The organism is Pseudozobellia thermophila, assembly GCF_900141855.1.
Lineage (GTDB): Bacteria > Bacteroidota > Bacteroidia > Flavobacteriales > Flavobacteriaceae > Pseudozobellia > Pseudozobellia thermophila.
This window is the reverse complement of the sequence record NZ_FQYU01000002.1, coordinates 761,600-775,719: the sequence shown is the minus strand read 5'-3', so window position 1 is coordinate 775,719 and position 14,120 is coordinate 761,600. Positions and strand designations below refer to the sequence as shown.

Annotated in this window: 7 protein-coding genes; 6 read left to right on the top strand and 1 reads right to left on the bottom strand. The window is 49.1% G+C overall.

Going from position 1 to position 14,120, the window contains the following annotated elements; all coding sequences use genetic code 11:
• The first annotated feature begins 19 nt into the window (after positions 1-19).
• The 6 genes from BUB37_RS08565 (at position 20) to BUB37_RS08540 (ending at position 12,072) form a co-directional block, all read left to right on the top strand.
• Entirely contained in the window at positions 20-1,168 is a 1,149-nt protein-coding gene (locus tag BUB37_RS08565; RefSeq protein ID WP_072991764.1) for a glycoside hydrolase family protein, read from the top strand.
• Between the two features lie 44 nt (positions 1,169-1,212).
• A complete protein-coding gene (locus BUB37_RS08560; RefSeq protein WP_072991760.1) occupies positions 1,213-2,511 on the top strand; it encodes a glycoside hydrolase family 117 protein in 1,299 nt (432 codons plus the stop codon).
• Positions 2,512-2,544: 33 nt separating this feature from the next.
• A complete protein-coding gene (locus tag BUB37_RS08555; RefSeq protein WP_094766615.1) occupies positions 2,545-4,365 on the top strand; it encodes an arylsulfatase in 1,821 nt (606 codons plus the stop codon).
• Positions 4,366-4,385: 20 nt separating this feature from the next.
• Entirely contained in the window at positions 4,386-6,359 is a 1,974-nt protein-coding gene (locus BUB37_RS08550) for an early set domain-containing protein (RefSeq protein WP_212635271.1), read from the top strand.
• A 19-nt stretch (positions 6,360-6,378) separates the two neighbouring features.
• The gene (locus tag BUB37_RS08545) at positions 6,379-7,530 is read left to right on the top strand and encodes a lactonase family protein (protein WP_094766614.1); all 1,152 of its coding nucleotides are present in this window, start codon (positions 6,379-6,381) and stop codon (positions 7,528-7,530) included.
• Between the two features lie 381 nt (positions 7,531-7,911).
• Complete coding sequence (locus BUB37_RS08540; RefSeq protein WP_072992751.1) at positions 7,912-12,072, top strand: hybrid sensor histidine kinase/response regulator transcription factor; 4,161 nt, start codon at positions 7,912-7,914, stop codon at positions 12,070-12,072.
• Between the two features lie 138 nt (positions 12,073-12,210).
• On the opposite strand, the gene BUB37_RS08535 is transcribed toward BUB37_RS08540, so the two are convergent.
• On the bottom strand, positions 12,211-14,112 hold the full coding sequence (locus BUB37_RS08535; RefSeq protein WP_072991754.1) for a RagB/SusD family nutrient uptake outer membrane protein: 1,902 nt from the start codon (positions 14,110-14,112) through the stop codon (positions 12,211-12,213).
• Positions 14,113-14,120 lie beyond the last annotated feature (8 nt).

The window sequence follows — 14,120 nt, the reverse complement described above, 5'->3', positions numbered from 1 at the left end:
AACCGAAAAAAACGAGAAAATGAGCTCTTTTAACCAAGCTATCAAGCTTTTTCAAACATCGCTACTAGCCTGTTCCTTGGCGATGGCCGCCCTATCTTCCTGCAAGGAAGAAAAGAAAGGGGCATCGGTAGTAGCGCAATCGCCCGATTTTAAAATAGAATTCGGAAAGGTCTCGCCAAAATCCATATTTAGAAACGACAGCCTGAGTATTTGGGGCGGGTCATTGGTAAAAGGGGAAGATGGACTTTACCATATGTTCTATTCCCGATGGCCCAAAAAAATTGGTTGGGAATGGGTCAATTACTCCGAAATAGCCCATGCCGTCTCCGAGAGTCCCTTCGGCCCCTTTGAACATAAGGATGTAGCCTTGCCCGACCGCGGACCGGAGTTTTGGGACGGGTCGACCACGCACAACCCCACCGTCCACAAGTTCAACGGAAAATACTACCTCTATTATATGGGCAATACGGGCGATAAACGAATCGTCAGCGTTCCCGGGAAACCGAAGATCAATTGGGTACACCGAAACAACCAACGCATAGGCGTGGCCGTGGCCGATTCGCCCAACGGACCGTGGAAACGCTTTGACAAACCCATTATTGACGTATCGCCCAATGAGGATGCACACGATGCCTTAATGACTTCCAACCCTTCGGTATGCCAAATGCCGGATGGCAAAATTCTCATGGTCTACAAGGCCGTGGGCAAAAAAGATCCCTTGCCGGGAGGTGGGCCCGTAGTACATATGGTCGCCATTGGCGACTCGCCCACGGGCCCCTTCAAAAAATACCCTGAGCCCGTTTTTACGTTTGAAGGGGAGCGCTTTCCTGCCGAAGATCCCTACATCTGGTACCAAGACGGAAAATTCAGGGCCATTGTAAAACGCATAAGGCACCAAGGAAAAATCCGTGAGTTTTCCTTGGTTCATTACGATTCGGAAGACGGCATCCATTGGGACAAGGCCAAAAATTTTGAAATCTCCAAACGTATCGTTCAATGGGAAAATGGGAGGGTACAGCAATTCGAACATTTGGAACGCCCGCAAGTATACATGGAGAACGGCGAACCTATGGCGCTCTTATGTGCGGCCGACACCCTTGATGCCAAGGGAATTCGAGAGTCGTTCAACATTCAGATTCCCTTAAAAATAGAAAAAATAGCCCCCTAAATAGGACTCAATGCAAAAGCTGTTCAAACTCTAAAACAATACCTATGCAAGTCAATCTTTTTCTCAAGCAATCGACCTTTGGTCTTCTAATGGCCCTATCGCTTATCGCTTGTTCCGAACAAAAAACGGAAACCAAGTCGGCCCCAACAGAAGATTCAGCAAAAACGGAACACAAAGTATTTCCCCATAAAATGCCTTCCGAAAAACCGGATATGCCTTTAAGTGCCGCCGCGGAACGCATGTTCAGCTATCCCGCACCCAGGGTACAGGACAACGAGCTTTTTTCACAGTTCAAGTATACCCGTCTTAAGGGTTTTGACTACCGTAACGGAGACGGTACGGTATCGCGACGTGATCCTTCAAGACCCATTTTGGTAGACGGTAAATACTATATCTACTACACAAAAAGGGATACCAAAGTGCCCCCCATTGGTTGGAACCGGGCCAAGGAAGCTACCGATGAAATTCCCTCTACCGATTGGGACCTCTGTGATATTTGGTACGCAACAAGCACCGATGGGATTACCTGGAAGGAAGAGGGAGTCGCTATTAAAAGACCCGAAAAACCAAAAGCCGGCTGGCGCTCCGTGGCCACACCCGATATTTTGGTCTGGAAGGGAAAATACTACCTCTATTACCAGGCATTTAACGAACCAAGTGGATTACGGGGCGATTGGTGCCCTGTTTCGGTTTCCTATGCCGATTCCCCTGATGGCCCGTGGATCCACGGTGGCGACTCCGTAATCCCTTTCGGAAAGAAAGGGGAATGGGACCAAGATGCCACACACGATCCACAGCCTATAGTCTACAAGGGAAAAATTTACCTCTATTACAAGGCCGCCTACAACAAATGGCCCGATATTAGGGACAAGTACGCGGTAGGCCATGGATTGGCCATTGCCGAAGACCCCTTGGGCCCATTTGAGAAGCACCCTTTGAATCCGGTAATGACCTCTGGCCACGAAACCACCTATTTCCCCTTTAAGGAAGGAATGGCCACATTGGCCATAAAGGATGGAAACGAACGATATACCATGCAATATGCCGAAGACGGTGTCAATTTTAAAATAGCCTCAGTGGTGTCATTGGCCCCAACTGCAGCGGCTCCCTATGCACCGGATGCCTTTACCGATTCGGGTAACGGAAGGGGCATTACTTGGGGACTTTGCCACTTCACCAATGCCGGTACCCCTAAAAAAGGCTATTCGATCATGGCCCGGTTCGATTGCGACCTTAGTCTCGATGTTGACATTCCTTCCTATAAAAAAACCGGGGTATGGCACAAACCCGAAGTTTATTTTGCGCAGGCACCCGACCACAACGGCAATCCCGAAGGAAGATAAGCACTGTAAAATAAGGAACAAAACCAAGACGGCATGATTGCATTACCTTACTTTAGAACCCTTATCGGTATCCTTGTCCTTCTTGGGTGGATGCAGCCTGCTTTTTCACAGTACAAAAAGCCCAATGTAATCCTAATACTTACCGATGACCAAGGGATAGGGGATCTCGGCTGCCATGGCAATCCTTGGCTCAAGACCCCCAATATCGATGCCTTTTACAAGCAAGCGGTGCGTATGACCGACTTTCATGTGAGTCCCGTATGCACCCCCACCCGTGGGGCCATAATAACGGGCAGGTACCCGATCAACAACGGGGCCTGGGCCACCTACAAGGGCCGCGATGCCCTTTCGAAGGGTGCGACCACCATGGCCCAGGTATTTCGGCAAAACGGTTACAAAACGGCCATGTTCGGCAAATGGCACCTGGGCGACAATTATCCCGTAAGGCCCATAGACCTCGGTTTTGAGGTTTCGGTGCGCCATAAAAGCGGAGGCGTTGGGGAATTGTCCGATTATTGGGGAAATACCTACTTCAACGACACCTATTTTGTAAACGAACAGCCTAAACCCTTCGAGGGTTACTGCACCGATATTTGGTTTGATGAGGCCATGAAGTTCATCGAAGACACCGAAGAACCCTTCTTTGTTTATTTGGCCACCAATGCGCCCCATAGTCCGCATTACGTGGCCAAGGAATATGCCGCCCCCTACAAGTCCTTGGTAGGCAGTCAAATACCGAATGCCGAGTTTTATGGAATGATTGCCAACATCGACGAAAATTTCGGAAGGCTCGAGAAGTTTCTTAAGCAACGAAAACTGGCCGATAATACCATTTTAATTTTCATGACCGATAACGGCGCCACCGCCGGCTATGACAGCCACAAAAAACTAGGGTATAACATGGGCCTAAGGGGGCGCAAGGGCGACGAACTCGAAGGAGGGCACCGCGTGCCCTTCTTTGTCCGATGGAAGGACGGAAAGGTATATGGCGGATGGGATATCGACGAAACCGCCGCACATGTAGACCTGATTCCTACCCTTGCGGGCCTTTGTAATATTGCCCTACCCGAAAACCAGCCGCTAGACGGACTCGATCTCTCGCCCCTCCTTCTAGGGAAAGACATGGACCTCGGAGAACGGACCCTGTTCGTACATAGCCGACAAGATTGGCGGCCGCCCCATGATGTGTCGGAAACCTGTTTGATAAGGGACAAATGGCGCTTGGTCGACGGGACAGCCCTCTACGATATTGAAAACGACCCCAAACAAGAGCGGGATATTGCCAAGCGGCATCCAGAGATCGTACAGAGACTCCTTGTGGACAACGGTGTCTTTTTAGATAGGGCCAAGACCAATTCCGAATACCGTGAAATGCCTTCGGCCATTGTGGGCAATACCCATCAAAAGGAAATTAAGCTCACCATCCAACACGCCATTGGGGACGATCGCCCCATTTGGAAAAGTGAACAGGTAGCCGAAGGATTAAGGAACAAAAACAACACCCACTCCATCATCGTGGAACAAGAAGGCCATTACCGTATATCGTGCAGAAGGTGGCCCAGGGAATGTTCGGGCCCCATCCGCGGGGTTCCGAGGGAAAATCCCAAAAACTGGTTCAAATACCAAGCCATTTCCCCGGACAAGGTCAAGATCCAAATTGCCAACCAAATCCTTGAAAAGGATATAACACAGAAAGCGGAGGAAGTAGCCTTTGATCTATATCTGGAAGAAGGAAAGACATTTTTGATAAACGAATTTATTGAAAAAGGCGAAAAGTACGGGGTGTATTACACCTATGTCACTTTTTTGGGCCCCGGTAACATTGAAAATGGAACAACTACGAATAAGAAATAAGAAAAAATAAGCTTGTTGAAATGAAAAACCTAAGCTCGGAAACCTTGACCATGAAACGAATTATGCTCGCAGTGGCTTTTTTTACCGCCCTTTGCGGCAATGCACAAAAGCTGGACATTGAACCAAAAAAATACGGTCCCTATGTCAACCAACTGGGGTATAACTTGGGCGAATCGAAACGTTTTGTATGCTACGGCGCACCGGACGATACCCCGTTTAAGATCATCGATACCCAAAGCGAAAAAGTCGTCTTTACGGGCAGCCTGCTCAATTACGAAGGTTGGTTTACCGATTTCGACCCCGAGGGGTCTACCCATGAATACGTGATAGAGGTCGAAGGGCATGGACGCTCAGTTCCCTTCCTTGTCGCAGACCACCTCCTCGAATTGGCTTCTTCCAAACTGGCCTATGACTTTTTTGTCGATGCCAGGGGATTTGCCGATTTGGACACCTATGACATGAGCGCCGTTTACGGTGGAGGCCCCACCCGGGACGGAGGTGCCTACGGGCTCGAAACCGTATTTGAAATCCTGCAATATTCGAGTAACCCCGCCCTGTACGACCATTGGAAAACGGAAATTGGCGATAACAATGTTCCCGATTTGATAGACCTTATTCTTTGGCATGCCGAATTTGCCTATAGGCATATCGACTACAACGGCCCTGTTAAAAAAAGGCACGGTACCCTAGGCTATGAGGGAGCGGCAAGAATGAGCTATGATTATTGGAACACCCTAGACCAACTGGCCGCCGTATGTGCCGCCTACCACTCCTTTCTCAAACCTTATCTATCCGAGGAAAAATATCAAAAATACAGAAAGGCCTGCCTGGACAACTGGGAAGCCTACGACCGCCATAAAGTAGTGAGGTTCTGGACCTATAGCACCAAGTGGGTGGATCGGGGCTTTCAAGAATTTAACGAGATGGGCAACGCCTATGGACAATCGGTCTTTCGGAACCTGTTTATGTACTGGTGTGAGAAAAACGAAGAAAACGGCACACCGGAAAAATTTTTGAAATGGGCGCAATCAGGGGCTGCCGACATTATTGCCAACTGGAATTTTGACAACCCCAGGCATATGTGGTGGATACGCAATGCCGAACACATTACCCCACAGGCATTGGCCTATTTTTTAATGTTGGCCCCCGAACATGCTCCCAGGGGCACCAAGGACAAACTTAGGGCCTGGGGCCTGCATATCAGGCAAAAATCAAATAACTTTTGGAAGTACCGCAGGCATAGCGAAACCGAATGGGCCCACCCCAAGACCAAGGAACTCGGAGGCGCCCCTGCCCTTGGCGGGTCTCTTTTTGCCGTTGCACACCTATTGGACGATTCCAACTTGCGAAGCCTTGCCCGGGCACAGACCGATTTCGTTTTCGGGGTGAACCCCGTAGGAACGCACCTGAGCAACAAAAGCGAAGAGCGGGTGGCCATCAACGGCTACTGGGAAGGCGTGGAAAAAGGCTGGCCGCAATCGCACCCACATGGGTTCGGGGAACTTGGAAAGGTAAGGGGAACCTTGGACGGTTCCCCCTTGGACGGGCAATTTCCCATTGCCGGGCATGTAGAAAAAATAGACGGAACGAACGAAGGGCGGGATTTTGGCAAGAATGCCTATGCCACCGAGGGTTGGGGCATCTCCAACCGGGGATGGCAGGCCACGGTGACCTTTGCCACCTTCGACAGCCAAGAGCTAAAGGTATACGACGCCGACCATAACAAGGAAATCACAGAGGTAAGGCCCGGGGACGGGATAAGCATTGAACTCAAGGCCGCCCTGAACCTCGATCGCAGTAAAAGGGACAAGGGATGGGTCGTTGTAGGTATTGATGAAGGCACCCAGAAGCTTACACTCACCGAAACCGGTGCCAATACAGGATGGTTCCGCAGCACATTCATAATCCCTAAAAATGTGAAATCCGATTTTTTACAAGTATCTTACGGCTTCTTAGGTTTTGAAAAATCGCTCATGTTGAACATACAACACTAAAGTCGACACCCCTTTGCCCATGAAATACTTATCGGCCCCTTTACTGATCGTAACGCTTTTGACGGTATTCGCTTCCTGCGTTGAAACACCTAAAAAGGAAACAGTTAAAAATGAAGCCCCTCTCCCTATGGACAAAAACTTAAAGCTTTTGGTAGGCACCTTTGCGGAAGGGGAGGGGCAGGGCATTTACCAATTGGAATTCAATGCCCAAACCGGGGAATTGACCAACCGGGGCCATTTGGTCAAGGAAAACAAACCCGGTTACCTGGCGCTCTCAAAAGACGGTGAAAGGGTTTACGCATCCAACGGTACGGCTCCCGGAAGTATATCGACCTTTACGTGGAATGTGGGGAAGGATAAACTTCAACGGACCCAAAACGTTCCAAGTGAAGGCAATGGCGCATGTTATATCGCGTTGAGCCCCGAAGAAGACCTTATTGCCGCCGCCAACTACGGGTCTGGGGGAATTGTACTTTATCATCTCGACAAAAACGGAAGGATCACGGAAGTTCCCCAGGCCAGGCAACACCAAGGTAGCGGTCCGCACAAAAACCAAAAATCGGCCCATGCCCACTGCGTTGAATTCAGTGATGACGGGGCCTTTCTATATGCCGTGGATCTCGGGATCGACAAGGTCTTGGCCTATCCTATAGGCGAGGGCGGAAAACTCGAAAAGGAACATACCGCCATGGACCTCGATCCGGGCGACGGCCCTAGGCACCTTATTTTTCAGCCCGGTAAGAACAGGGCCTTTGTCATTAATGAACTGGGGAGTTCGGTAGTTTCGGCGGAAGTCGATCCCCAAACCGGAACCTTTACCAAAATAGACAAAAAAAGTACGCTCCCTGAAGATTACCAGGGGCCCAATGCCTGTGCCGATATCCACTTGAGTCGTGACGGTAAATTTTTATATGCCAGCAACCGGGGCCATAACAGCATTGCCGTTTTTGAGGTAAGTGGAAAGGGGCGACTACACCTTCTGGCCACCGAGCCGGTACAGGGCGATTGGCCAAGAAATTTTGTTCTGTCGCCGGACGATCGATATTTGTTGGTCGCGAATCGCAAATCAGATAATATTTCGGTCTTCAGTCGAAATGGCGAAACCGGGCTTTTAACGTTTACCGGTCATCAAATAGGGGTTCCCCAACCCGCATGCTTAAAATTTAGGTGAGTCCTTAACCGGGCGAACCGGGCGTCGCCCTCCATCCTTCGAAACCCAAGCCCGTACTGGATCGTAACGGGGCGCGTTTTTCCTTATACCCGTCGGGCCACCGTTCATTGGTATCCATTCCAATGGTACGTTTCCCCGCCCATCATCCAATACATAGGCACCTTGAAAATGGGCCAATGACGACCCAACTGATATAATACCGTGGCAGCGGGTTTCACGGTTTTTTTGTTATAATTATGGGATGGATTGGAAAATAAAGGGCGCCGCCGGCCCGGGCCAAAAAATAGTGTTGATTTTACTGTTGTCCTATCACATCTTTTTGTAGATTTTGCAGGTTGATTGACTATGTCATTTGCCAAAGAAATAAAACCTGATCCTTTTATGGTTGCAGCCAAACATATCTGTTTTTTTCTATTTTTTCTTTCAACCTCGTTGAGTGCCCAGTTCAATACCCTGAAGTTCGAGAATTTCGAGACGCCCGAGGGCCTATCGAGCAGCACCTGTACCGAGATATTTCAAGATAGGGAGGGATTTCTTTGGTTTGGTACCATTGACGGGCTCAACCGGTACGATGGTTATGGGTTTGAAATATTCAGGCCGGTCTTGAACGATTCTACCTCCATAAGCAACAACCGGATCAATACGATAACCGAAGACGGTTTCGGCAAGTTGTGGGTGGGAACCAACAACGGCTTGAACGTCTACGACAAGGCTAGCGATACCTTTACCCTGATCGACCTTTATGGGCCTTTGTCGCTGTCGGGCAGCCCGAGAAAGATAATCAACGATGTGGTCTTTGACGAGAAGGGCAACGCCATATGGGTGGCAACCCAAAATGGGGTAATAAAAATCGAGCTTGGCGATACCGGCGATCTTCAAAACTTGGGGTTTTCGTATTACTTGCACGACGCGGCCGACGACCGATCGATCGACAACAACAATGTCAACGCCATTCGGATCGATAAGGACAAGGAATTGTGGATGACCACCGATGGCCAGCACCTGAATAAATACAACCGGGAAAGAGACGATTTCGACAGGGTTTATATCGACAGTGGAAAGCCCTACGAACTTACCCATATTCCCAAGCTCGTATTTATAGACGACGATGGGGACTTCTTGATCGGCAACGACCTGTCCGACCTGATTTTTTGGACGCGGGAAACCAACGAATTTATTCATTTTTCGATAGTTGATTCCCATGTTCCGTTGAGCAATATCTACCAAGATGGGGAGGGAATATTCTGGTTGTCGACCGATGGACACGGCATTTATCTGTACGACAAAAAGGAGGGCAAGGTAAGGCAGCAGATCGTCAACAACCTCTTTGATCCCTTTTCACTGGCCAACGACAAACCCGCAATCATTTATGAAGACCGTAACGGTATTCTATGGATAGGCAGCTACGATAAGGGGGTCAGCAAACTGGACCCCTCAAAGTATTCCTTTGGCCATTATTACTATCAGCCCGACAATAAAGAGGGACTTAGTGAAAAAATCGTACAATCGGTACTCGAGGACGAAAAGGGGCGGATTTGGTTAGGGGCCTATAACGGGGGACTCAACCTCTTCGACGAGGATAACCAATCGTATAAGCATTATAGCCATATTCCCGGAAACAAAAACTCCCTTTCTTCGAACAAGATCTTATATACCTTCGAATCGTCCGACGGTAAAATTTGGATCTGTACCCTGGATGGCGGCCTCAACAGCTTTGATCCCGAGACAGAAACGTTTACGCGGTACGAAAATGACGTGTCGGACCCTAGCTCGATTGACCAAAACTCGGTTTGGGCGGGAGTCGAGGATTTTGAACAAAGAATTTGGGTCGCCCTGCGTACCGAGGGACTGAACCTGCTCGACCCCAAAACGGGAACCTTCCATAAATACAAGAACACGGCCTTAAATGACATTGGGCTTACCAGTAATATTGTATTGTATTTGTATGTCGATTCCCAAAAACGTTTGCTGATCGGAACTACCTTGGGGCTCAACGTGGTCGAACTCGATCAGCTTCAGGAGTTCGCCCCAAAGGAAATCGATTTTAAGCGGGTAAACGAAAAAGGGGTCGACGGCAACCGGATCAACTATATTACCGAAGACCACAAGGGCAATATATGGCTGGGTACCGATTCGGGAATCTATGTTCTTGACCAAAACCTGGAGCGATTAAAATCGTATTCCTCCCTCGACGGACTCGCAAACAACTTGGTCGTGGGCCTCGAGGAAGACGACAACCACCATTTTTGGGTGACCAGTAAAAGTGGACTTTCATTCCTGAACCCGGAAACCGATGAAATTAGGAACTTCAATGCCCACGACGGGGTACAAGGGGCCGAATTCCAAACCAAATCCATCGACAAGACCAAAGACGGCCGGATCTTGGCCGGGGGCATCAACGGTTTCAATATCTTTCATCCGGATCATATCACTTTCCCTGTGGAGGTCAAGCTCAATCCCCAGATTACCAGCTTCAAGCTCAACAACAAAAAAGTGGTCAAGGGCGACTCGGTCAATGGACGGGTCTTGATCAACGGTGCATTGGACACTATTGACAAAATTCAATTGAAATACGACGAAAACTATATCTCCTTTGAGTTTGTGGGCCTGTATTTGGAGAATCCCGAACAGGTACAATACGCCTATAAGATGCACGGCATCGATGATGATTTTGTCAACATAGGAAGCAATAGGGTGGTCAACCACTCCAACCTTCAACCCGGAAACTATGTATTTGAGGTGAAGGCATCGCTAGATGGCAAGTGGGCCGATGCGGGTTCGGCCAAACTCAACATCGAAATCCTGCCCCCCTTTTGGAAGACCTGGTGGATGTACCTCATTTACGCCATTGCCGGAGGCTTGCTGTTTTGGGGCATTATGTCCTATTACACCCAAAAGGTAAGGGAAGGGCAAAAACACGAGCTGGATCAGATGAAACTGCAGTTCTTTGTAAACGTTTCGCATGAGTTCAGAACACCGCTGACCCTGATCTTGAACCCGGTAGACAAGATACTCTCGAGCATCAACGAATCGAGCCCCATGATGACCTCGGCACAGACCATTCAACGCAGTGCCCGAAGGTTGCTTCACTTGGTAAACCAGTTGCTCGACTATAGGAAGATGGATGTGGGCATGATGCCCCTGCAGCTCGAAAAGGGAAATATCGTTGAGTTTTGCGAAGATATCTTTGAGCTTTTCAAAGGTTTGGCCGAACAAAAGGAACTCGACTACACCTTTACCGCCCACCCCAAAAAGATCATGGCCCATTTCGATCTCGACAAGGTCGAAAAAATAATTACCAACCTTATCTCCAATGCCATTAAGTTCACCCCGTCCGAAGGCAGTATCGAAGTATCGATCAGCAAGGTGGCCAAAAGGGTAAAAACTTACGATTCGATCTTTTTTACCAAGGAGAAAATGGGCGATTATGTTGAAATTGCCGTTAAGGACAGTGGCAAGGGACTCGACAAGGTACAATTGAAGAATATCTTTTCGCGATTTTATAACCTCGATCCGTCAAAGACAGGAACGGGCATCGGACTAAATTTCTCAAAGGCCCTGGTCGAAATGCACGGGGGCGATATTTCGGTGGAAAGTCAACCCAAAAAAGGAAGCAAGTTTATAGTACGGTTGCCCCTCAACCTCGATAAAAAGGCCGTCGAAACCAAGAACATCAAAAACGAGTTCAGGATCAATTCCATGAAGGCGGTGGAGTATGAAATGCTCACCACCAGCGAACTGGTCGTAAACAAAGAACCGAAGGAATCGCGCGATAAGGAAGACCGGCCAACGGTTCTTCTTGTCGAGGATAATAAGGAATTGAGAACCCACCTCACCCATGATCTGAGTGAATATTACCAAATAAAGCAGGCGGCCAATGGGGAAAAGGGACTGCGAATGGCCAAAAAGCACCTGCCCGACATCATTATAAGCGATGTAATGATGCCCGTAATGGACGGGTTGGAACTTTGCAAAAGAATCAAGGCCGAATTTGAGACCTGCCATATTCCCGTCTTGTTGCTAACGGCCAAAAGCTTGGACGACGATCGGGTCGAAGGCTACGACAGCGGGGCCGATGCCTATCTTTCAAAGCCCTTCGTAACCCGCCTTTTGATCGCCCGTATCAATAACCTTCTCGAGGCCAAAAAACGGTTGAGGCAACGCTTTTCGGAAATAGGGGGCATCTTTCCGGCCAGTGAGGTCACTTCCAATAACATGGACGAGGTGTTTTTGGACAAGGTGACCAAGACTATTCTCGAACATGTGGGCGACATGGATTTTAAGCAGGAAGACCTGCTTAGGGAGCTGGGCATCGGACGTTCCCAACTGTACCGAAAAATAAATGCCCTGACGGGCAAGAACCCCAGCCACTACATCCGCACGGTACGCCTTAGGTACGCCTCCGAACTGTTGAAGGAGAACAAGTATTCGATAAAGGAAATCTCGTACATGACCGGCTTCAATTCCACCGCTTACTTTAGTAAGACCTTTAGGGAGCTTTTTGGGGTTACGCCGACCCAATTTATGGAGATGGAGGAATAACAAAAGGTATGATTGCCGGGATCGTGCTACCGAGGGGCATCTAAAAAAAAGACAGCTGTACCACAGGTACAGCCGTCTCTCAACTAAACAAACTAACTGCTAAAACAATCCTTCCTTGCCAATAGGAAGAACATCTTTTTACCATCCCGGATTTTGAACCAAGGCCGGGTTGAGTTCTATTTGGTTGGTCGGTATGGGGTCGACATAATTTTTGATGGTCCAGTTGCGATTGCCCGAAGGGTCTAAAATTAAGGCCCCTGCTTTGGTCGTTGCAATGCCCGAATAGGTAGACGTGCTTTTTTCTGTTTGGGTCAGTCCATAAGGGAAGGCATCGGCCACATATATCGGGTTTCCTGGATCTTTTGGGTTTTCCGCCGTCTCGTATTCCGTCCCTTCGATATAGGTCAGGCATACATCTTTGTTAAGGGTCTCTATGGCAATGTTCCAACGTTTCAAATCGTCAAACCTGAAATTTTCACCGTTCAACTCTATGGCACGTTCCCTGCGTATTTCGCCCAGCATGTTCAAATCGGGATAGGGGGCGATCAAGGCGTTCGTCAACGGGGCAACGCCCGAACGCTCCCTGATTTTATTGATCGATATGTCGAGGTCGCTGTCGGAAATGGCGCCGTCGTTCAGTTCGCAAGTGGCCTCGGCGTAGATCAGCAATACCTCGGCCAGTCGAATTTGTGGGTAGTTGTACGATTCTTCCCTTGTTTCGCGCAGTTTGTGCTCGGTAGTGAACTTTCGTCCTTGGTACCCTACATTTCTGGCTCCGCCAGGCGATGTCAATTGTGGAACGTATCGGTAGTCATAGTCAATACCACTATCCTCAAAGGCCACACCGTATTGTGCACCACCGCCATTGGTGTTGGAGCCCCAGCCCCAGTACTGCTTCAAAGGTATGTTTACAAAACTTTTTAAACGGTAGTCCCTGTTTTCGAACTCCGAGGTCATGGTGTCGTACCCCTTAAAAACCTTGGAATGTTGTACGGGCAGACCATCGCTGCACAGGTACATGTCCATCAATTTCCGGGAAGGGCAAACAGGTTTGGCGTGGGTAAGGTTTTGGTTGATCTTTCGCAGGGTAAAATCATATACCGTTTGAAAGATAAACTCCTTGTTATCGGCTTTGGTGAGTCCTGCCGGGTTGGAAGCGGCGTCCTCCAGGTTAAAGAGGTAAAACAGGTGTTCTTCGCCTATGGCGTCGCGATGGTCCCATAATTCGAATGCCCCGCTGTCCATAACCTCCTTGGCCGACTTTTTGGCCTCGGCGAGCATTTCGGTTACGCTGGGATAGCCGCTGGGTTTGTTGGATCCGGCGCCAGAATTGGTGCCATCGCCGTCCGTTGCCGTACCTACGTACTTTTCCCAGGTGGCCTCGTATAACAATACGCGCGCCTTGAACGATTTGGCCGCTTCAAGGGTTACTTTGCCTTGCTTGTCGTCGCCCAGTTCGTTTTGGGAAGGAAGGTCGGCGATGGCCATATCGAGGTCTTTTATAATTTGGTCGATTACCTCGTAGCGGCTGTTTCTCGGACCGTAGAATTTCATGATTTCCTCTTCCGAGTCGAGACTAAAGGCTTGCGTGGCCAAAGGTACCCCCCCAAAACGCTTGAGTAAGGCAAAATGATGCCAGGCCCTGAAGAAGTAAGCGGTTGCGACAGGTTCGGCAATTTCAGAAGGGTCGCCGGTATAGGCGGCCGCTTTTTCGATAAGTTGGTTGGGTGCCCGTAGGTACGAATAGTTGTCTTCCCAAATATCGTCGGTTGTCGGGGTAATGGTATTTCCCTGTCCATACAGGGGATCACCGGAAATGTTTCCCGACAGGTCGGAGGATTCATCCCCGTAATCGAACCCCAAACGGGTATAGAAGTGGTTGGCGGCATTGGTAAATTGCTCGGGGGTTTCAAAGTAGACCGCTTCGCTGAGCGAGTCTTGCGGAAGCTGTTCCAAATAATCTTCACATCCTCCCAAAAATACCGCAGAGAGCAGCATGGCGAGGTATGTCGTTCTTGAATTCAATTTAATATTTTTCATTTTGTCGT

Bases quoted from the DNA above. Each gene is read 5' to 3' on its own strand.
- BUB37_RS08565 (WP_072991764.1), top strand. From the start codon at position 20: ATGAGCTCTTTTAACCAAGCTATCAAGCTTTTTCAAACATCGCTACTA.
- BUB37_RS08560 (WP_072991760.1), top strand. From the start codon at position 1,213: ATGCAAGTCAATCTTTTTCTCAAGCAATCGACCTTTGGTCTTCTAATG.
- BUB37_RS08555 (WP_094766615.1), top strand. From the start codon at position 2,545: ATGATTGCATTACCTTACTTTAGAACCCTTATCGGTATCCTTGTCCTT.
- BUB37_RS08550 (WP_212635271.1), top strand. From the start codon at position 4,386: ATGAAAAACCTAAGCTCGGAAACCTTGACCATGAAACGAATTATGCTC.
- BUB37_RS08545 (WP_094766614.1), top strand. From the start codon at position 6,379: ATGAAATACTTATCGGCCCCTTTACTGATCGTAACGCTTTTGACGGTA.
- BUB37_RS08540 (WP_072992751.1), top strand. From the start codon at position 7,912: ATGGTTGCAGCCAAACATATCTGTTTTTTTCTATTTTTTCTTTCAACC.
- BUB37_RS08535 (WP_072991754.1), bottom strand. From the start codon at position 14,112: ATGAAAAATATTAAATTGAATTCAAGAACGACATACCTCGCCATGCTG.